The organism is Amycolatopsis saalfeldensis (genome assembly GCF_900110575.1).
Classification (GTDB): domain Bacteria; phylum Actinomycetota; class Actinomycetes; order Mycobacteriales; family Pseudonocardiaceae; genus Amycolatopsis; species Amycolatopsis saalfeldensis.
Window position 1 is genome coordinate 98237 of the sequence record NZ_FOEF01000016.1, and the last position, 18761, is coordinate 116997.

At 71.8% G+C, this 18761-nt stretch carries 19 protein-coding genes; 12 read left to right on the forward strand and 7 right to left on the reverse strand.

Going from position 1 to position 18761, the window contains the following annotated elements; all coding sequences use genetic code 11:
* Nucleotides 1-9: 9 nt before the first annotated feature.
* Both BMY97_RS30525 and BMY97_RS30530 read left to right on the forward strand, forming a co-directional pair.
* Nucleotides 10-1236, forward strand: coding sequence for an NAD(P)/FAD-dependent oxidoreductase (locus BMY97_RS30525; RefSeq protein WP_091623748.1), 1227 nt, complete (start codon nt 10-12; stop codon nt 1234-1236).
* Between the two features lie 133 nt (nt 1237-1369).
* A complete protein-coding gene (locus BMY97_RS30530) occupies nt 1370-1987 on the forward strand; it encodes a hypothetical protein (protein WP_091623398.1) in 618 nt (205 codons plus the stop codon).
* Between the two features lie 37 nt (nt 1988-2024).
* On the opposite strand, the gene BMY97_RS30535 is transcribed toward BMY97_RS30530, so the two are convergent.
* Nucleotides 2025-3065, reverse strand: a complete 1041-nt coding sequence (locus BMY97_RS30535; RefSeq protein ID WP_091623401.1) for a DUF2235 domain-containing protein — start codon at nt 3063-3065, stop codon at nt 2025-2027.
* Nucleotides 3066-3118: 53 nt separating this feature from the next.
* Nucleotides 3119-4384, reverse strand: a complete 1266-nt coding sequence (locus tag BMY97_RS30540) for a Bcr/CflA family multidrug efflux MFS transporter (RefSeq protein WP_091623403.1) — start codon at nt 4382-4384, stop codon at nt 3119-3121.
* A 286-nt stretch (nt 4385-4670) separates the two neighbouring features.
* Here BMY97_RS30540 and BMY97_RS30545 point away from each other — a divergent pair, with 286 nt between their 5' ends.
* Genes BMY97_RS30545 through BMY97_RS30570 form a run of 6 tightly spaced genes read left to right on the forward strand, consistent with a single transcriptional unit; the run spans nt 4671 to nt 11188 of the window.
* A complete protein-coding gene (locus tag BMY97_RS30545; RefSeq protein ID WP_091623406.1) occupies nt 4671-5531 on the forward strand; it encodes a fumarylacetoacetate hydrolase family protein in 861 nt (286 codons plus the stop codon).
* Between the two features lies 1 nt (nt 5532).
* Nucleotides 5533-6837, forward strand: a complete 1305-nt coding sequence (locus tag BMY97_RS30550; RefSeq protein WP_091623408.1) for an enolase C-terminal domain-like protein — start codon at nt 5533-5535, stop codon at nt 6835-6837.
* Nucleotides 6830-7588, forward strand: coding sequence for an SDR family NAD(P)-dependent oxidoreductase (locus tag BMY97_RS30555; RefSeq protein ID WP_091623411.1), 759 nt, complete (start codon nt 6830-6832; stop codon nt 7586-7588). Before BMY97_RS30550 ends, BMY97_RS30555 begins: the two co-directional genes overlap by 8 nt.
* Before the next feature lie 30 nt (nt 7589-7618).
* Nucleotides 7619-8662, forward strand: a complete 1044-nt coding sequence (locus BMY97_RS30560) for a sugar ABC transporter substrate-binding protein (RefSeq protein WP_425425345.1) — start codon at nt 7619-7621, stop codon at nt 8660-8662.
* Nucleotides 8659-10182, forward strand: a complete 1524-nt coding sequence (locus BMY97_RS30565) for a sugar ABC transporter ATP-binding protein (RefSeq protein WP_091623413.1) — start codon at nt 8659-8661, stop codon at nt 10180-10182. Before BMY97_RS30560 ends, BMY97_RS30565 begins: the two co-directional genes overlap by 4 nt.
* Nucleotides 10175-11188: an ABC transporter permease gene (locus BMY97_RS30570; protein ID WP_091623416.1), complete on the forward strand. Its 1014-nt coding sequence runs from the start codon at nt 10175-10177 to the stop codon at nt 11186-11188. Before BMY97_RS30565 ends, BMY97_RS30570 begins: the two co-directional genes overlap by 8 nt.
* Before the next feature lie 126 nt (nt 11189-11314).
* Here the strand turns inward: BMY97_RS30570 and BMY97_RS30575 are convergent, their stop codons facing one another.
* On the reverse strand, nt 11315-12052 hold the full coding sequence (locus BMY97_RS30575) for a FadR/GntR family transcriptional regulator (protein WP_091623419.1): 738 nt from the start codon (nt 12050-12052) through the stop codon (nt 11315-11317).
* An 80-nt stretch (nt 12053-12132) separates the two neighbouring features.
* Between BMY97_RS30575 and BMY97_RS30580 the strand changes: the two genes are divergently transcribed.
* Genes BMY97_RS30580 through BMY97_RS30590 form a run of 3 tightly spaced genes read left to right on the forward strand, consistent with a single transcriptional unit; the run spans nt 12133 to nt 14290 of the window.
* Entirely contained in the window at nt 12133-12483 is a 351-nt protein-coding gene (locus BMY97_RS30580) for an L-rhamnose mutarotase (RefSeq protein ID WP_091623421.1), read from the forward strand.
* The gene (locus BMY97_RS30585; protein ID WP_091623424.1) at nt 12480-13463 is read left to right on the forward strand and encodes an aldo/keto reductase; all 984 of its coding nucleotides are present in this window, start codon (nt 12480-12482) and stop codon (nt 13461-13463) included. The genes BMY97_RS30580 and BMY97_RS30585 overlap by 4 nt, the downstream gene beginning before the upstream one ends.
* Nucleotides 13460-14290 (forward strand): amidohydrolase family protein, encoded by an 831-nt coding sequence (locus tag BMY97_RS30590; protein WP_091623426.1) that lies wholly within the window; start codon nt 13460-13462, stop codon nt 14288-14290. The genes BMY97_RS30585 and BMY97_RS30590 overlap by 4 nt, the downstream gene beginning before the upstream one ends.
* 39 nt (nt 14291-14329) lie before the next feature.
* Here the strand turns inward: BMY97_RS30590 and shbA are convergent, their stop codons facing one another.
* Nucleotides 14330-14983, reverse strand: a complete 654-nt coding sequence (gene shbA, locus BMY97_RS30595; protein ID WP_177231616.1) for an RNA polymerase sigma factor ShbA — start codon at nt 14981-14983, stop codon at nt 14330-14332.
* A 364-nt stretch (nt 14984-15347) separates the two neighbouring features.
* Nucleotides 15348-15821: a GtrA family protein gene (locus BMY97_RS30600; RefSeq protein WP_091623429.1), complete on the reverse strand. Its 474-nt coding sequence runs from the start codon at nt 15819-15821 to the stop codon at nt 15348-15350.
* A 243-nt stretch (nt 15822-16064) separates the two neighbouring features.
* Here BMY97_RS30600 and BMY97_RS30605 point away from each other — a divergent pair, with 243 nt between their 5' ends.
* Nucleotides 16065-16361 carry an iron-sulfur cluster biosynthesis protein gene (locus BMY97_RS30605; RefSeq protein ID WP_091623431.1) on the forward strand — a complete coding sequence of 99 codons (297 nt, stop codon included), beginning with the start codon at nt 16065-16067 and terminating at the stop codon, nt 16359-16361.
* A gap of 309 nt (nt 16362-16670) precedes the next feature.
* Here BMY97_RS30605 and BMY97_RS30610 read toward each other — a convergent pair whose 3' ends face one another.
* Nucleotides 16671-17798, reverse strand: coding sequence for a glycerate kinase (locus BMY97_RS30610; RefSeq protein WP_091623433.1), 1128 nt, complete (start codon nt 17796-17798; stop codon nt 16671-16673).
* On the reverse strand, nt 17795-18751 hold the full coding sequence (locus tag BMY97_RS30615) for a 2-hydroxyacid dehydrogenase (protein WP_091623436.1): 957 nt from the start codon (nt 18749-18751) through the stop codon (nt 17795-17797). Before BMY97_RS30615 ends, BMY97_RS30610 begins: the two co-directional genes overlap by 4 nt.
* Nucleotides 18752-18761: the final 10 nt, after the last annotated feature.

Below are 18761 nucleotides of genomic sequence, written 5' to 3' on the forward strand. Positions count from 1 at the left end.
GAGGTCGTGGTGTCGGAACCCCGGAAGATCGTCATCATCGGAGCGGGACTGGCCGGAGCGTCGGCCGCCACTGCGTTGCGGGAGCGGGGCTACGGGGGTGACGTGCTGCTGATGGGCGCCGACCCGCACCGGCCGTACGAGCTGCCGCCGCTGTCGAAGGGCGTGCTGCTCGGCAACAGCGACGAACCGGACTGGGTCCACGACGAGGGCTACTACGCCGAGCACGACATCCGGCTCTCCTCGGGCGTCACGGCGACGCGGCTGGAGCTGGGCGCGCGGCTCGTGCTCGACGACGCCGGCGGCGAGCACCTGTACGACCGGCTCGTGCTGGCCACCGGCTCACGTCCGCGCCCGCTGCCCGTGCCGGGCGGCGACCTCCCGGGCCTGTACACGCTGAGGACGTTGGACGATTCCCTGCGGCTGCGTGCGGCCTTCGCGGATGCCGAACGGGTCGTGGTGGTCGGCGCGGGCTGGATCGGCACCGAGGCCGCCGCGGCGGCGCGTCACCACGGCGCGGACGTCACGGTGGTGGCGCCGGAACGGCTGCCGCTCGCGCACGTGGTCGGTGCCGAGGTCGCGGGCGTTTTCCGTGACCTGCACACGGAAAACGGCGTGCACTGGCGGCTGGGCGAGCAGGTCGCGGAGGTCCTCGGAGACCCGGGCGGCGTGCGCGGCGTGCGGCTCGCGGGCGGCGACGAGATCGTCGCGGACGTGGTGCTGATCGCCATCGGCGCGGCGCCGCGGGTGGAACTGGCGCACACGGCCGGCTTGGAACTGTCCGACGACGGCGGCATCAGCGTCGACGCGGGCCTGCGCACGGCCGCCCCGGACGTCTACGCCATCGGCGACATCGCCGCGCACTTCCACCCGCGCTACGGCCACCGCGTCCGCGTGGAGCACTGGGCGACGGCGCGCACGCAGGGCGCCCACGTGGCGGCGAACCTGCTCGGCGAGAACGAGCCGTACCTGGATCTGCCGTACTTCTTCACGGATCAATACGACCTGGGCTGCGAGTACCGCGGCTTGGCCGACCTGGACACCGACCGCCTGGTGGTGCGCGGCGACCTGGCGGCGCGGGACTTCACGGCGTTCTGGGTCACCCCGGACGGCGAGGTGAGCGCGGCCATGAACGTCAACCAGTGGGATGACGGGGACGCGCTGCAGGCCCTCGTCGACAGTCGCGCGCGGGTGAGCGACCAGGACCTGAAGTCCGGCAGCCTCGCGGAAATCGGCTAGCCCGTTCGCTTTGAATGTGTAACGCCGGGCCCCGGCCGTCGATGAGCAGGCGACGACCGGCCGAGAAGGCCGGCGCGACGGCGCTGGTGGATTCTCGGCGCGGTGCTGGCGATCCTGGCCGTGACGGGGGGCGGTGGCGGAGGTGTACGCGCAGGCCAGGCGCGCCATCTTCGCGGGCAGGCTCGATCCCGCCGCGTTGTTCCAGCACGATGCGAAGGGGCTCGCCGCGCTGCTCGCACCGGACCAGCGGGACCAGCTCATGCCGGTGCTCACCGCGAAGCCGACAAAGGGCAAGAGCGCTTTTTCCGGCTACCCGACCGAAATCGCCGACGGTTACCATCTGCTCGACGCGGGCCCGCGGACGTTCGGCACGCTGACCGCGCACCCGGGCAAGCCGGGCGAGCCGGGCGAGCTGGCGGTCGACGCGAAGTACGTGATCGCCTACGCCTTCGACGACGTGCACGTCGCCGGCCTGACCAACCCGGCCGAGATCGTCAGCTTCCTGCGCGTGGACGAGACCTACGTGGTCCGCAGCGGCCCGGCCTTCGCCGACGCAGGCCACGGGCTCTGGATCGAAAACGGCCAGAGCGCCTATTCTTCGGTCGGCTGCGCCGCGGCGGACGAGGGCTTCCTCGCCCCCGGTTACGCCAACCCGCCGGCCGTCTCACTGGCCGGCGAGCACCAGGACGCCCCTGGCTACTACGACCCGAAGTACCCGGTCCCGACCCTCGACGGCTGCCCGTCGAACTGAGACCCCGCGCCCCGACCACGTTGCCCCGCAGCGAACCTCATGCGTCGACGGTCGACAACCGGCCCTCGCGATCGAGGTACGCGCGCAGGTTCGGCGGGTCGTAGCCCAGCACCTCCCGGCGTTCGAGGACGCTGGAGGCGACGGATTCGTGCGCCGGGTCCGTGACGCCGATCGGCCGGGTCACCGAGGGCAGCAGGAGGTAGAAACCCTTGCGGGACTGGTACATCGGGCCCAGCGGATCGGGGATGACGGCCGGGTCGGGGGTCAAGGTGAGGCCGCACGAGCGGGCCCGGCCGGCCAGCCAGCGCATCGGCACGTCGGCCAGGCCGTGGTCGGTCTTGCCGCCCCCGCCGACGTCGGCGTGGTAGCCCGGGAACCAGACCTGCTCCACCCGCTGTTCGCTGCCGGCCGCTGGCGGCACCCAGATCGACGGCACGAACGGCCTGCGGTGCTCGTCGATCGACAGGGCCTGGAACGCCGCGTCCACCTGCGAGCTGAGCGCCGTGTCGTGGAATTCGAAGCGGCGGTTGACCAAGTCGGCCGGCCAGACGCCGGTGAGCGGGATGCCCAGTGAGCCCACGGTGTCCCACACGCCGATGAAATGGATCCGCGGCTCGCGCGAGTACGTCCGGCGAAACAGCGTCGCCTCGGTCTCGCGCGGGTGGCTCGCGTCGCGGCGGTCGCGGTACAGCGCGTACGCGCGCGGCACGAGGTCGATGTGTTCCGGTCGCAGCAGGCCGGAGTTGCGTACGAGCCCGGCGATGCTGCGCACCGTGTACGCGCCCCGGCTGAAGCCGACGAAGAAGATCTCGTCGCCTTCTTCATAGGTGCGCACGAGGAACCGGTACGCCTCACAGATGTCGTCGGACAGCCCGAGCCCGAACGCGCCGCCCAGCAGCTTCCAGCGGACCGTGCCGACGCCGGAGTGGTAGTAGACGCGCTGGGGCGTGCCGTCTTCGCCGATCGGGGCCACGGACAGCGCGAGCCGGGTGACGTTGCTCGGCGCGGCCACCGCCCCGTCGGCCAGGTCGGCCGTGTCCCACGTTCCGTCGCAGCAGATCACGATCCGCTTCGGCATCGCACCTCATTCCGGCTGACAGCATCCCGGCTATCAAGGCACGAACGGCGCGGTCATTTCAACGGTTTGGCCAAACTCGCGTCGAGCTGTGGCGCCGGGCGGGTCAGCGTGAGGAAGGCCAGCAGCGCGAGCACGCCGAACCCGGCCATCGTGGCGGCCATCGGCACCGCCGTGCCCGGGCCGCCGAGGCCGACCAGCGGCGTCGCGACCCCGCCGATCACGAACTGCAGCACCCCGAGCAGCGCCGACGCCGAACCGGCCGACCGCGCGTGCTCGGCCAGCGCGAGCGAGCTCGCGTTCGGCATCACCAGCCCGATGCTGGAAACGACCACCAGCAACGGGATCACCAGGCCGATCAGCGGCAGCCCGGCCGTCACCGCGAACAGCACGCCGAGGCCGCCGGCCGCCGCCACGGTCAAGCCCGCGGCCAGCAGCGTCCGCTCGGAGAACCGGCCCACCAGCCGCCCGTTGAGCTGGCCGGCGAGCACGATGCCGACGCCGTTGAGGCCGAACACCAGGCTGAACTGCTGCGGGCTGAGGCCGTACACGCCCTGCAGCGCGAAGGAAGAGCCCGAGATGTAGGCGAACAGCCCGGCGAACATCAGCCCGGACGCCAGCGCGTAGCCGAGGAAGGAACGGTCCGCGAGCAATCCCGCGTACGTGCGCAGCACCCCGCCCAGCCGCGCGGGCGTGCGGTTCCCGAGGGCCAGCGGCTCCGGCATCGCGACCGCGACGACCACCAGCAGCAGCACGCCGAACCCGGTCAGCACCACGAACACCCCGCGCCAGCTGGTGAAGTTCAGCAGCTGACCGCCGAGCACCGGCGCGATGATCGGGGCCAGGCCGTTGACCAGCATCAGCATCGAGAAGAACTTCGTCATCGCCTTGCCGGAGAACAGGTCTCGCACGGTCGCACGGGAGATCACGATCCCGGCGGCGGCGCCCAAGGCCTGCACCGCGCGGGCGATGATCAGCAGCGTGATGTCCGGGCTGACGGCCGCGGCCACCGAGCCCACGACGTACAGCGCCAGCCCGATCAGCAGCGGCACGCGCCGTCCGTACGCGTCGGACAGCGGCCCCACCACCACCTGCCCGAGGGCGAGCCCGACGATGAACGCGGTCAGCGTGAGCTGGACCGTCGAGTCACTCGCGCCGAGATCGACGGCCAGCCGGGGCAGCGCCGGCAGGTACATGTCGATGGAAAGCGGCCCGAACGCCGAGAGCCCGCCGAGGATCAACAGGAACCGGAGGGTCCCCTCGCGCCTCGGTGTCTTCCGCTCGGCTCTGGTGGTGCCAGCGGTTTCGGCCGTAGTACTCATGTGTGGTCCCCATCCCCAGAGTCGCCGGGCACGCGCGCGACGCGTGACCTTCGCTCAAACCCACGGGCGGCTGTCCGCTATTCCGGTTGTGGCCCGGACCACCCCGGATGCCCGGATCCGGGCTTCGCGCCCCGGCTGGAGGGAGCACGATTGTCCCGGACCGGCGGACCAGTCTCACCTGGGTGATCCGATCAATTTTCAGCCAAATCCGTCCACCCTCTAGATCCGCGTGGCCGCGTGCGCTATACATCGGATGTCTTGATGGAGTGGTGAGAGGGGAACGTCCGTGCAGTTAGTGCGTCTCGGAGCAGCGGGAGATGAGCGTCCGTTCGTCCGTGCCGGTGACGGTGCGCTGTACGACCTCTCCGGGCTGACCGCCGACATCACCGGCGCCTGGCTCGCGGGCGACGGACCGGCCCGCGCGGCCGCGGCGCTCGACGCCGGCGAACTGCCCGCCGCGGGCCCCGAGGCGGCCGGACTGCGGGTCGGGCCGCCGATCGCCGCGCCCGGCAAGATCGTCTGCATCGGCATGAACTACCGGCGCCACGCCGAGGAAACCGGCGCGGCCGTGCCGTCCGAGCCGGTGCTGTTCATGAAGGCCCCCGACGTGATCGTCGGGCCGCACGACGACGTGCTCATCCCGCGCGAGTCCACCAGCACCGACTGGGAGGTGGAGCTCGGCGTGGTGATCGGCAAGCAGGCGCGTTACCTCGACCGTGTCGAAGACGCGCTCGCCCACGTCGCCGGATACGTGCTGTCGAACGACGTCTCCGAGCGCGAGTTCCAGATCCACCGCGGCGGCCAGTGGGACAAGGGCAAGAACTGCGAGACGTTCAACCCGCTCGGCCCGGTGCTGGTGACCGCCGACGAGGTGCCCGACCCGCAGGCCCTGGGCCTGCGCACCTGGGTGAACGCCAAGTTGGTCCAGGACTCGAAGACGTCCGACATGGTCTTCTCCGTGGCCGAGATCGTCCATTACCTCAGCCAGTTCATGGTGCTGCGCCCCGGCGACCTGATCAACACCGGCACCCCCGAGGGCGTCGCGCTCGGGCAGCCCGAACCCAAGCCGTACCTGCGCGAGGGCGACGTCGTCGAGCTGGAGATCGACGGCCTCGGCCGCCAGCGCCAGACGATGGGGCAGGCCTGAGATGGCCACGATCGTCGGCATGGAGGTGCTCGACGTCCGGTTCCCGACCTCGCGGGAGCTGGACGGCTCGGACGCGATGAACCCCGACCCCGACTACTCGGCCGCGTACGTGGTGCTGCACACCGACGGCGGCCCGGACGGCTACGGGCTCGCGTTCACCATCGGCCGCGGCAACGACGTGCAGGCCGCCGCCATCCGCGCGCTCGCGCCGCACGTGGTCGGCCGCGCCGTGCCCGAGGACGCGCAGGCGCTCGGCGACCTTTCCCGCGAGCTGGTCGGCGACTCGCAGTTCCGGTGGCTGGGCCCGGAGAAGGGCGTGGCGCACATGGCGATCGGCGCCGTGGTCAACGCGGCCTGGGACCTCGCCGCGCGCCGCGCCGGGCTGCCGCTGTGGAAGTTCGCCGCGAGCATGACGCCGGAAGAGCTGGTCTCGCTCGTCGATTTCCGTTACCTGTCGGACGCGCTGACCGAGGCCGAAGCGCTCGGGATCCTGCGCGCCGCCGAGCCCGGCCGCGTCGAGCGGATCGCGAAGCTGGAGGCCGAGGGCTACCGCGCGTACAGCACGTCGCCCGGCTGGCTGGGCTACTCCGACGCGAAGCTGGTGCGGCTGGCCGAGCAGGCCGTGGCGGACGGCTTCGAGATGATCAAGCTGAAGGTCGGCGGTGACGTCGCCGACGACGTCCGCCGGCTGAAGCTGGCGCGGGAGACGGTGGGCCCGGACATCCGCGTCGCCGTCGACGCCAACCAGCGCTGGGACGTCGAGGCGGCCATCGCGTGGATGACCGAGCTGGCGCCCTTCGACCCGTACTGGATCGAGGAGCCGACTTCGCCCGACGACGTGCTCGGGCACGCTGCCATCGCGAAGGCGCTCGCGCCGATCAAGGTCGCCACCGGCGAGCACGTGCAGAACCGGGTGATGTTCAAGCAGCTGCTGCAGGCCGGCGGCCTCTCGGTGCTCCAGCTCGACGCCGCGCGGGTCGGCGGGGTCAACGAGAACCTCGCGATCCTGTTGCTGGCGGCCAAGTTCGGCGTGCCGGTGTGCCCGCACGCCGGCGGCGTCGGGCTCTGCGAGCTGGTGCGGCACCTGTCGATGTTCGACTTCGTGGCCGTGTCCGGCGACGACACCGACCGCACCATCGAGTGGGTGGACCACCTGCACGAGCACTTCACCGACCCGGCCGTCGTGCGCGGCGGCCGTTACCTCGCCCCGACCGCCCCCGGGTTCTCCGCGCGCATGCACGACGCGACGCTGCGCCGCTTCCGGTTCCCGGACGGTCCAGAGTGGACGGAGACGCCCAGTGAGTGAATTCGAGGGCCTGGTGGCCGCGGTCACCGGGGGTGCCTCGGGGATCGGCCTCGCCACGGCGCGGCTGCTCGCCGCGAAAGGCGCCCGCGTGGCCGTGCTCGACCTCAAGCCCGACGACGTGCCCGAGCCGCTCGCCGGCTTCCGCTGCGACGTCTCCTCGGACGACGAGGCGAGGTCCGCGGTCGACGCCGTGGCCGAGCGGTTCGGCCGGCTCGACGTGCTGGTGAACAACGCCGGCATCGGCGCGCAGGGCGACGTCACGGCCAACAGCGACGACGAGTGGCACCGCGTGTTCGACGTGAACGTGGTCGGCATGGTCCGCCTGACGCGCGCGGCGCTGCCGCACCTGAAGGCCTCGCCCTCGGCGGTCGTCGTGAACACCTGCTCCATCGCCGCGTGGGCCGGTTTGCCCGCGCGCGCACTGTATTCGGCAACGAAGGGCGCGGTCCTTTCGCTGACCCTGGCGATGGCGACCGACCACCTGCCGGACCGGGTCCGGGTCAACTGCGTGTGCCCCGGCACCGCGGACACCCCGTGGGTCGGCCGCCTGCTGGACACCGCGGCCGACCCGGCGGCGGAGCGCGACGCCCTCGCCGCGCGCCAGCCGATGGGCCGGCTCGTGACCGCCGAAGAGGTGGCGAACGCGATCGCCTACCTCGCCAGCCCGCTTTCCAGCTCGACCACCGGCACCGCGCTCGCGGTGGACGGCGGCATGTACGGCCTGCGCCCGCGGGGACCCGTGCAGAACTGATCTGCCCACGCTGTCATCAAGGAGGATGCGGTGCGTACGAAGGTGATCCGGCTGGCTGCCGCGGTGGCGGCCTGTGGTTTGGTGCTCGGAGCGTGCGGGTCCACCAAGGACAAACCGGCCGCGTCCGCCGGTGGCGGCGGCACGAGCGGCAAGATCGGCGCGACGCTGCCGTTGCTGACCTCGCCGTTCTGGCAGGCCTACAACAACTATGTGCCGCAGATGGCGAAACAGCAGGGCCTCGACGTGCTGCCGACGGTGAACGCCGACAGCGACCCGGCCAAGCTGATCACCGACATCGGCACGCTGCTCAACCAGGGCGTCAAGGGCCTGATGGTGACGCCGCTCGACTCGGCCGCGATCGTGGCCGGGCTCAAGCAGGCCGAGAACAAGAACGTGCCGGTGGTGGCGGTCGACGTCGCGCCCGAGGGCGGCAAGGTCGCCATGGTGGTGCGCGCGGACAACAAGGCCTACGGCACCAAGGCGTGCGACGAGATCGGCAAGCGCGTCAAGAGCGGCAAGGTCGTGCAGGTGATGGGCGACCTCGCCTCGGTCAACGGCCGCGACCGCTCGGCGGCGTTCCGCGACTGCATGAAGCAGAAGTACCCGGGTGTGCAGGTGCTGGAGATCGCGGCCGAGTGGAAGGCGGACAAGGCGTCTTCCGGCCTCGACAGCCTGCTCACCGCGAACCCGGACATCAAGGGCGTCTACATGCAGGCGGGCGGCGTCTACCTCGCGCCGACCGAGCAGGCGCTCAAGCGCAAGAACCTGTTCTTCCCGGTCGGCGACCCGCGGCACGTGGTGCTGGTCAGCAACGACGGCATCCCGCAGGAGCTGACCGCGATCCGCAACGGCGAGCTGGACGCCACCGTTTCGCAGCCGGCCGACTCTTACGCCAAGTACGGCCTGTACTGGCTGAAGAAGGCGATGGCGGGCGAGACGTTCAAGACCGGCCCGACCGACCACGGCAGCACGATCGTCGAGGTCAGCCCCGGCATCCTGGAGGACCAGCTGCCCGCCCCGGTCGTCACCAAGGACAATGTGGACGACAAGGCGCTGTGGGGCAACAACCTGTGAGCGCGCCCGCTTCGGAGCCGGCCGTGCCGGTGGTGCACGCCGAGGGCGTCGGGAAACGCTACGGGCCCACGGTGGCGTTGCAGGACGTCAGCCTCACCGTGCACCCCGGCGAGTCCCACGCGCTGGTCGGGCGCAACGGGGCGGGCAAGTCCACGCTCGTGTCGATCCTCACCGGACTGTCCAGGACGGACACCGGCAGCGTCTCGTTCGGCGGTGAGCCGGCGCCGCCGTTGTCCAAACAGGACGATTGGAAGGCGCGGGTGGCGTGCGTCTACCAGCACGCCATGGTGGTGCCGCAGCTGACCGTGGCCGAGAACCTGTTCCTCAACCGGCAGGCTCGGGGCGGGTTCGCCATCGGCTGGTCGAAGCTGCGCCGCCAGGCGCGGGAGCTGCTCGACTCGTGGGGGGTCGGCGTGGACGTCGACACCCCCGCGGGCGAGCTGTCCGTGGAGGACCGGCAGTTCGTCGAGATCGCGCGGGCGCTGAGCTACGGCGCCCGCTTCATCGTGCTCGACGAGCCGACCGCGCAGCTGGACAGCCAGGCGATCGAGCGGCTTTTCGAGCGCATGCGGGAAATGCAGCGCAGCGGCGTGACGTTCCTGTTCATCTCCCACCACCTGCACGAGGTGTACGAGGTGTGCCAGGCCGTCACGGTGCTGCGCGACGCGAAGCACGTGCTGACCGCGCCGGTCACCGAGGTCACCCGGCCGCAGCTGGTCGACGCCATGACCGGCGACCAGGGCGGCCTGTCCGTCCGCGACGCGGCGACGCGCGACCCGCTCGCCGTGGACGCGGCCGAGGTGCTCACGGTGGAGTCCTTGTCCGGTGAGGGTTTCCAGGACGTCTCGCTCCACCTGCACCGCGGCGAGGTGGTCGGCCTGGCCGGCAGCAACGCGAGCGGCAAGCACCAGGTGGCCGAGACCGTGTACGGGCTGCGCGCGCCGACGTCCGGCACGGTTTCGGTGGACGGACGGAAGCTGCCGCCCGGTGACATCCCGGCCGCGTTGCACGCCGGGATCGGTTGCGTGCCAAGGGATCGCCACCACCAGGGGCTGGTGCTGGAGCACTCCATCATGGACAACACCACGCTGTCGGTGCTGGACCGGCTGGGCCGGGCGGGGTTCGCCTCGCCGCGGGCCCGGCACGCACTCGGCGCCCGCGCGCTGGGCGACTACGACATCGTCGCGGCCGGGCCGGAGCAGCCGGTTTCGGACCTGTCCGGCGGCAACCAGCAGAAGGTCGTGCTGGCCCGCGCGCTGGCGGGCGACCCGCGGGTGGTCGTGCTGATCAACCCGACCGCGGGCGTGGACGTGAAATCGAAGGAAGCCCTGCTCGCGGTCGTGGACCGGGTGCGGGCTGAAGGGAAAGCGGTGCTGATCGTCAGCGACGAGCTGGACGATCTGCGCCTGGCGGACCGCGTGCTGGTGCTGCGCGCCGGCGCCGTCGCCGCCGAACACCAGGCCGGCTGGTCCGACGGAGACCTCGTGGCCGACATCGAAGGAGTCGGGCTCCATGACTGACCTGATGAGCGATCCCCAGACGGCGCTGCCCGCGCCGCCCAGGCGCCGGAAGACGCTGTGGCTGCGTGAACTCGCGCTGCTGCCCGCGCTGGTGGTCGTGTTCGTCATCGGCGGGCTGATCAGCGACACGTTCCTCACGTTCGACAACGTGATCAGCATCCTCTCGGCGGCCGCGGCGCTTTCGCTGGTGGTGCTGGGCGAATCGCTGGTGCTGCTGACCGGGAAGTTCGACCTCTCGCTCGAATCCACCATGGGCATCGCGCCGGCGATCGGCGCGATGCTGGTCATTCCGGCGGCTTCGGCCGGCTTCGGCACGCAGTGGCCCGCCGCGCTCGGCCTGATCGCGATCCCGGTGGTCGGCGCGCTGATCGGCTTCGTCAACGGGTTCCTGATCGTGAAGCTCAAGCTCAACGCGTTCATCGTCACGCTGGCGATGCTCACGGTGCTGCGCGGCACGCAGATCGGCTCCACCAACGGCAAGACGCTGTTCGACCAGCTCGACGCGTTCACGGCGCTGGCCACCACCACGCTCGCCGGGCTGCCGATGTCGGTCTGGCTGGCCGCGCTGCTGTTCCTGCTGTTCGGGCTCGGCCTGCGCTACCACCGCGTCGGGCGCTCGCTGTACGCGATCGGCGGCAACCGCGAGGCCGCGCGCGCCGCGGGCATCCGGGTGGACCGGATCTCGTGGGCGGTGTTCATCGTGGCCGGCGTGCTGGCCGCGATCGGCGGGCTCGCCTACACCGGCTACGTCGGCGCGCTCGGCGCCGACCAGGGTGACGGCCTGATCCTGCAGGTCTTTGCCGCGGCGGTGATCGGCGGCGTCTCGCTCGACGGCGGCAAGGGCACGCTGGTCGGCGCGCTCACCGGCGTCCTGCTGCTGCAGTCGGTGGACAGCCTGCTGCGCATCGCCCAGGTCCCGGCGGAGTGGCTGAAGGCGATCTACGGCGGCATCATCCTGGTCGCGCTGATCATCAGCCGCTACGCCGGCGGCAAGCCGCAGACCTGATCGGCCGTGATCATCCGACCTTCGGCTGGCGCCCTGAAGGCCGCCATGAGGGCATCCCCGTCTCTCATGGTGGCCTTCAGGGACAACGGTGCCGGTAAGGACTCCTCACCGGATCCCGGCAGCGGCTCACGAGGCCGCGGCGGCGGGTTCCTCGGGCTCGGCGATGTCGTTCTCGGCGGTGTCCCCGGCCGGGGTCAGCGTGCTGCGCAGCCACTGCTCGACCCCGGCGATGTGCACCGTCGCCCAGGACCGCGCCAGCTCCGGCTCGCGCGCGGCGATGGCCTCGTAGATCGCGGTGTGCTGCTCGCGCGTGCGCGCGACGGCGCCCTCCTGCGTCAGCCCGCGCCAGATTCGCGCCCGCGCGGTGGGGCCGGACAGGCTGTCGAGCAGCGAGCACAGCACGGGGTTGCCGGAGCCGTCGGCGATCTTGCGGTGGAACTGGAGGTCGTTGGCGACGAGTGCCTCCACCGTCGGCGCGTCGGCGAGCTCGTCCAGCAGCGCGCCGAGCTCCGCGATGTCCTCCTCGCCCATGTGCAGCGCGGCCAGCGCGGTGGCGGCGGGCTCGAGGATCCGGCGGACCGCGAGGAAGTCGAGCACGGTGTCGTCGCGGTGGAAGTCGACCACGAACGTCATCGCGTCGAGCAGCAGGTTCGGCTCCAGGCTGGTCACGTAGGTGCCGTCGCCCTGGCGCACGTCGAGCACCCTGATCAGGCACAACGCCTTCACGGCCTCGCGCAGGGAGCTGCGCGAGAGCCCCAGCCGCTGGGCGAGCTCCGCCTCTTTCGGCAGCCGGTCGCCCGGCGCGAGCTCGCCCGAGATGATCATGTCCTTGATCTTGTCGATCGCGACATCGGTGACGGGCATCCAGACCGCCCTCCCTACAGAGACCTCGGATGTTTCGGTGTGCTGAGCACAGCGTGCCACGTAACTCGCCAGGAGGATCGATGACCCACGCCTCGCCCCCGCAAAGTGCCCCGCAAAGAGTTGCCCTCCGCACTCGGCTCAAGCCGGGAAGAGAAGCCGAATACGAGACGGTGCACGCCGTCATCCCGGACGACCTCGACGCCGCGCTGCGCCGGGCCGGCGTGCGCACGTGGCGGATCTGGCGCGACGGGCTCGACCTGTTCCACTTCGTCGAGGTCGACGATTTCGACGCCATGCGCGCCGCGCTCGCCGACGACCCGGCCGACGTCACCTGGCAGGCCCGGATCACCCTGCTGCTGGACGCGGCCGACGGCGGCGCCGACACTTCGTCGGGGCTGCACCAGGTCTGGGAACTGCCGGTCAAGGAGTGAACGTGAAGCTCTCCCCGCTCGGGCTCGGCTGCGCGCAGCTGGGCAACCTCTACCACGCCATCACCGACGAGACGGCCGCCGCGACCGTGAGCCGGGCCTGGGCCGAAGGCATCCGCTACTTCGACACCGCGCCGCACTACGGGCTCGGGCTCTCGGAGCGACGGCTGGGCGCAGCGCTCGCCGCGCACCCGCGTGACGAATATGTGTTGTCCACCAAGGTCGGCCGGGTGCTGGAGCCGAACGCGGCCGCGCCGGGCGAGCGCGACGGCCAGGGCTTCGACGTGCCCGCCACCTACCGCCGCCGCTGGGACTTCAGCCGCGACGGCATCCTGCGCTCGATCGAGGACAGCCTGGCCAGGCTCGGCCTCGACCGCATCGACATCGCCTACGTGCACGATCCGGACGAGCACTTCGACGAGGCCGTCGACGGCGCCTTCCCGGCGCTGCTGGAGCTGCGGGAGCAGGGCGTGGTCCGGGCGATCGGCGCGGGCATGAACCAGGCGCCGATGCTGGCGGAGTTCGTCCGCCGCTTCGATCTCGACCTCGTGCTGATGGCCGGCCGCTACACCCTGCTGAACCAGCCGGCGCTCGACGAGCTGCTGCCGCTCTGCCTCGACCGCGGGGTCGGCGTGGTCGCGGGCGGGGTGTTCAACGGCGGCATCCTCGCCACCGCGGAGCCGGGGGAGATCTACGACTACGCGGCCGCGCCCGCGGAGCTGGTCGAAAAGGCGCGCCGGATCGCGGAGATCTGCGCGCGTCACGGCGTCGAACTGCCGCAGGCCGCGCTCGCCCTGCCCGCCGCGCACCCCGCCGTGGTCTCGGTGGTGGTCGGCGCGCACGGTCCCGAGCAGGTCGCGCTCAACGTCCGGCGGGCGTCCGCGCCGGTCCCGGCCGTACTGTGGACCGACCTCGCCGACGCCGGCCTGGTGCGGCCCGACGCCGTCACCGGCGACCCCGTCACCTCCGGAGGACCGCAGTGATCGACGCGCACCACCACCTCTGGGACCCGGCGCGGCGCGACTACCCGTGGCTGGCGGGCGCGGCGCTGGACCCGATCCGCCATCCGTACACAGTGGACGATCTCCGCGCGGTGACGCGCGCCGCGGGCGTGCACGCGACGGTGCTCGTCCAGACCGTGCCCGACGAGGGCGAGACCGAGGAGTTCCTGACCACCGCGGCGGCGGAGCCGGTGATCGCCGGGGTCGTCGGCTGGGTGGACCTCACCGCGCCCGACGTCGCCGATCGGCTGGCGCGCCTGGCGTCGCTCGGCCCGCTCGCCGGCATCCGGCACCAGGTCGAGAACGAGCCGGACCCGGGCTGGCTGCTGCGCGAGGACGTTCTGCGCGGGCTCACGGCCGTTGGCTCCGCCGGGCTGGTCTACGACCTGCTCGTGGCGCCGGCCCAGGTGCCGGCCGCGGTGAAGGTCGCGGAGCGGCTGCCGGAGCTGAAACTGGTGCTGGACCACGCCGCGAAGCCGCCGATCGCAGCGGGGGAGTGGCAGCCGTGGGCGGACGGGATCACGGCGCTCGGCGAGCGGGAGAACGTGCACTGCAAGCTCTCCGGGCTGGTCACGGAGGCGGACTGGGCGCAGTGGCAGGTCGGGCATCTGCTGCGGTACGCGGACCACGTCTTCGAGTCTTTCGGCGCGCGGCGGGTGATGTTCGGGTCCGACTGGCCGGTGTGCGAACTGGCGGCGGCCTACGAAGTGGTGCTCGACGCGGCGGTTTCGCTCACGGGATCGCTGACCGATCCGGAGCGGCTGGAAGTCTTCGAGTACTCGGCGAAGCGCGTCTACGAGCTGTCCTGAACGGGCGGCCACCGGGTTTCTGGGGCGGCCGGCGCGCTTTCAGAGATCTTGGCCCTGGGCCATCTCGCGCAGCTTGCTCAGCGCGCGGTGCTGGGTGACGCGGACGTTGCCGGGGGAGATGCCGAGCGTCTCGGCGGTTTCGGCGGCGCTGAGGCCGACGATGACGCGCAGCGTGAGGATCTCCTGCTGCAGGTGCGTGAGCCGGGTGACCAGCTCGGTGAGGCGGGCGCCGAGGTCGAGGTTCAGCGCGTGGGACTCGGGCTCGTTGCCGACCAGCGGCCGCTCGGGCAGCTCGGGCACCGGGTCGGAGCGGTCACGGGCGACGGAGCGGTAGGCGTCGGCGACCTTGTTGGCCGCGATCGCGTGCACCAGGTAGAGGAACGAGCCGCCGCGGTCCTGGTAGTCGGGCAGGGCCTTGAGCACGGCCATGCAGACGTCCTGGGCCACGTCGTCCGCGGAGAGGTACGAAAGGTCGCGCCCGCCCATCCGCGCGCGGCAGTACCGGGCGACGACGGGGCGGAGCACGTGCAGCAGGTCGTCGATCGCGCGCTGGTCACCGCGTCCCGCGGCGCGCACCATCGGGTCGAGGTCTTCCTTCGTGAGCCGTCCGCTTGCCCGTGGCAGGGTCTCGGGGCTCGTATAACCCGGGACTTCGGGCTCCGCGGTGCGGGCCGTCTTAGGCGGTGCTGTCATGGTCGTCTCCCCGGCGACCCCGCGACCACCGAGGTCGAAAGGTCAACACTCTGTGATTTTGTGATAACGGCTTACTCCGTACGAGAAGAGGAAGTCAGCTTCGTTGCGACGCTCCGTAACCCTAAGCGCGAGCGGGGCCGACAGTCCAGATTTCAACTACGAATACCCCGTTAGCAGGAGTGGTCTTGATAGAAACGAGACCGGACCCACTCGCAGTGCTTGTCCCGGCGCGCGACATACGGGGGCCCGCGAGGCCTTCTGTCACTTTCCGTGAGGCTGTTGTAGCGCAACAGAGCGTGGCCGCCGGTGGCGTAGGCCAGACGGGGGACGGCCCGTCTCGCGGGCCGGGGTGCGTGCGTTCCGGTCAGTCGTGCTGCGCGGCGGCCGGCTCGCGGCGGGCGAAGACCCACCAGCGCAGCAGGGCGAACCGCGCGATGCCGCCGACGAAGCTGGCGGCCAGCAGGGTGCCGGTCTCTTCCCAGGCTGTCGGCTCGTTCACCAGCGAGTCGACGACCGCGAGCACGATCGAGCCGTACCCGGCGTAGAAGGCGAACGTCAGCAGGTCCTGCAGGTGCCGTTTGCCGGCGTTGCTCTGCCGCCCGGCGAAGGTGACGCGGCGGTGGAACTCGGTGTTGCCGACCGTGGTCAGCGCGATCGCCGTGAGATTCGCCCACTGGGAGCCGAATTCGGGGCGCAGAGCCAGGAAGAGGACGGCCTGCAGCCCCGTCGTGATGCCACCGGCGAGGAGGTACCACGCCGCGTGCCCGCCGAGCTCGTGGTGACGGTGCGGGGCGCCGTCGACTACGTGGTGCCCGGGCGTCCACCTGGTGGTGGTCATACTGGAAACGCTACCTCCGCTTCACAAACTTGTGAACCTGATGAACCCGATGAAGATTTGTGATCCCGGCGACAGGCCGCGCCCGTTGACCGCCGGCCCCGGTTTTCAAACGCTTTTGTGACCCGGTCCACGCGGATTCCCGGCTCCTTGCGCCGGTTGGCCGCTCACGCTGCGCCGCCGGACGGCCGCCCTTAGCGTGAGTTCTCATCGAATCCCCGACCGCGACGAAGGGCAGGCCGAAAGATGCTGACCGTGACCGAAGCCGCCGCCGAGGCGATCACCGCGCTGACGGCACAACAGGGCGCCGAGGAGAGCGGGCTGCGGTTCGCCCTCCAGAGCATGGAGAACGAAGGCGCGCAACTGGCCCTCTCCGTGGCCCCCGCACCCGAAGACGGCGACCGCGTGGTGGGCACCGACGGCGGTGCCAAGGTGTTCCTCGAACCCCAGGCCGCCGCCCTCCTGGACGACAAGGTGCTGGACGTCCAGCAGGACGAGTCGGGCGACGTCGCCTTCGCGGTGCTGCCGCAGCAGTCCCTTTGACGGACTTTCCGGGATGGTTGTCCACGGCGCTGTTCGGTAGCACTGCTTTCCGGTGGCACCGGGCCTGAACTCGGGCGCGACGAGGGGCCAATCCGACCGGAAGCAGGCGGATACGGTCTGCGGCCGATCTGCTCGCCGGGACCCGTTTCCGCCGATCGAGGACGGCGTGCCCTTCGAGCTTGACCGCGACCGAACGGATCCCACGGCCCGCCGGCCGCTCGGCCACCAGGCTCCAGCTGCCGTGCCGGAAACCGCCACCGGTGCGCCCGGCCCCCGGGGATCAGGGGCGAACGGGCAGCGGGCGGAAATTCACCGGCGCCCAGCCCACTCGCGGACCAGCACCCCGGCGCGGGCGCGCAACAGCTCGGCCGCGTGCGAGCGGGCGTGGTCGAGTGAAGGCGCGTGATCAATCAGGGCGCTGCTGCCCACCACACCCAGCCCGGACAGCCGTTCGGCGTCCAGCTGGATCCGGCCGGCCAGCACCATCAGCGGCGCGGCGGCGAGGCGGGCCCTGGCCGCGATCCCCGCGGGGGCCTTGCCGGCCAGGCTCTGCTCGTCCAGCGAGCCCTCGCCGGTGATCACCAGGTCCGCGCCGATCAGCGCCGTGTCCACCCCGGTCAGCTCGGCGATCAGGTCGAAGCCCGACTCCACGGACGCGCCCAGCCCCGCGATGGCACCCGCCGCGACCCCGCCGCCGGCGCCCGCGCCCGGCCGGTTCGAGACGTCGGGCGCGCCCGCGTTCGCCAGCGCCGTCGCCCAGCGTCCGAGCGCGGCGTCCAGTGCGGCGACCTCCTCGGGTCCGGCGCCCTTCTGCGGCCCGAACACCGCCGCGGCCCCGTCCGGGCCGAGCAGCGGGTTCGTCACGTCCGTGGCGACGGCCAGCGGCACCGTCCCCAACCGGTCGCGCGCCGGGTCCAGTTCCACCTTCGCGACGCGGGAAAGCGTGCCGCCGCCCAGCCCGATGGGCGAGTCGAAGGCGTCCCACACCCCCGCGCCGAGCGCCGCCAGCATGCCCGCGCCGCCGTCGGTGCTCGCCGTGCCGCCGACGGTCAGCACGAGCCGCCGGGCACCGTGCACCAGCGCGTCGGACAGCAGCTCGCCGACGCCCCAGGTGTGCGCGGCGAGCGAGGTCTCCCGCGTCGGAGTCACGAATTCGATGCCGCACGCGCGCGCCGACTCGACGTACGCCGTGCCGTCGAGCACCACGTAACGAGCGTCGACCGGCGCGTCCAGCGGGCCTCGCACGGACAGCCGCACGATCCGGCCGCCCGCGTTCTCCAGCACTTCGAGCGTGCCCTCGCCGCCGTCGGCGACCGGGCAGGCGGCGATGTCGGCGTCCGGCAACGCGTCGCGCACACCCAGCGCGATGGCGTCGGCCGCTTCGACCGCCGTCAGGCTGCCCTTGAACTTGTCCGGCGCGATGACAACACGGGTCAAGGCCGTACCTCCGTCAGCGGTTCGTCCCCGGCGAGCACCGAGGTCACGTTCCGCGCGGCCAGCACGGCCATCGCGGTCCTGGTCTCCACGGTCGCCGACCCCAGGTGCGGGGTCAGCACCACGTCCTGCCGGCCGAGCAGCCGCGGCTCGACGTCCGGCTCGGCCTCGAACACGTCCAGCGCCGCGCCCGCGATCTCGCCGGCCTCGAGCGCGTCGGCCAGCGCGGACTCGTCGACGACCGGCCCGCGCGTGGTGTTCACCAGGCAGGCGCCGGGTTTCATGGCCCGCAGCGCGCGGGCGTCGATCAGGTGGCGGGTCTCCGGCGTCAGCGGGCAGTGCAGCGAGACGAAGTCCGACCGGCGCAGCAGCTCGTCGAACGACACGAACTCGCCGTCGAAATCCGGCTTGGGCGACCGTCCCGAGTAGACGGTCCGCAGCCCGAACGCCGCCGCCCGGTGAGCCACCGCGCGGCCGATCTGACCGAGCCCGACGATGCCCAGCGTCTTGCCCTGAAGTCCCGAGCCGAGCAGGAAACCGAGGTGGAACGACCACGGCGTGCGCGCGCGGACCAGCCGCTCGCCTTCGCCGAGCCGCCGCGTGACGGCGAGCAGCAGGCCGAACGCCAGGTCCGCCGTCGCGTCGGTGAGCACCCCCGGGGTGTTGGTGACGGTGATGTCGCGGGCGGCCAGCGCGGCCACGTCGACGTTGTCGTACCCCACCGCGACGTTCGCGACGACCTTCAGCCCCGGCCCGGCGGCTTCGGCCACCGACCCGTCGATCCGGTCGTGCAGCATCGACACCACCGCCGACGCGCCCGCCACGAACTCCCGCAGCTCTTCGGGCGTCAGCGGCCGGTCGGCGTCGGAAAGCTTCACCTCGCCCGCCTCGGCGAGCACCTTCACCGCCTCGTCCGGGATCCAGCGGGTGACGGCGATGGTCGGGCGAGCGGGCATGGGGGCAGCC

Bases quoted from the DNA above. Each gene is read 5' to 3' on its own strand.
- BMY97_RS30535 (WP_091623401.1), bottom strand. From the start codon at position 3,065: ATGCCGAAGCGGATCGTGATCTGCTGCGACGGAACGTGGGACACGGCC.
- BMY97_RS30540 (WP_091623403.1), bottom strand. From the start codon at position 4,384: ATGAGTACTACGGCCGAAACCGCTGGCACCACCAGAGCCGAGCGGAAG.
- BMY97_RS30550 (WP_091623408.1), top strand. From the start codon at position 5,533: ATGGCCACGATCGTCGGCATGGAGGTGCTCGACGTCCGGTTCCCGACC.
- BMY97_RS30570 (WP_091623416.1), top strand. From the start codon at position 10,175: ATGACTGACCTGATGAGCGATCCCCAGACGGCGCTGCCCGCGCCGCCC.
- BMY97_RS30575 (WP_091623419.1), bottom strand. From the start codon at position 12,052: ATGCCCGTCACCGATGTCGCGATCGACAAGATCAAGGACATGATCATC.
- BMY97_RS30580 (WP_091623421.1), top strand. From the start codon at position 12,133: ATGACCCACGCCTCGCCCCCGCAAAGTGCCCCGCAAAGAGTTGCCCTC.
- shbA (WP_177231616.1), bottom strand. From the start codon at position 14,983: ATGACAGCACCGCCTAAGACGGCCCGCACCGCGGAGCCCGAAGTCCCG.
- BMY97_RS30600 (WP_091623429.1), bottom strand. From the start codon at position 15,821: ATGACCACCACCAGGTGGACGCCCGGGCACCACGTAGTCGACGGCGCC.
- BMY97_RS30605 (WP_091623431.1), top strand. From the start codon at position 16,065: ATGCTGACCGTGACCGAAGCCGCCGCCGAGGCGATCACCGCGCTGACG.
- BMY97_RS30615 (WP_091623436.1), bottom strand. From the start codon at position 18,751: ATGCCCGCTCGCCCGACCATCGCCGTCACCCGCTGGATCCCGGACGAG.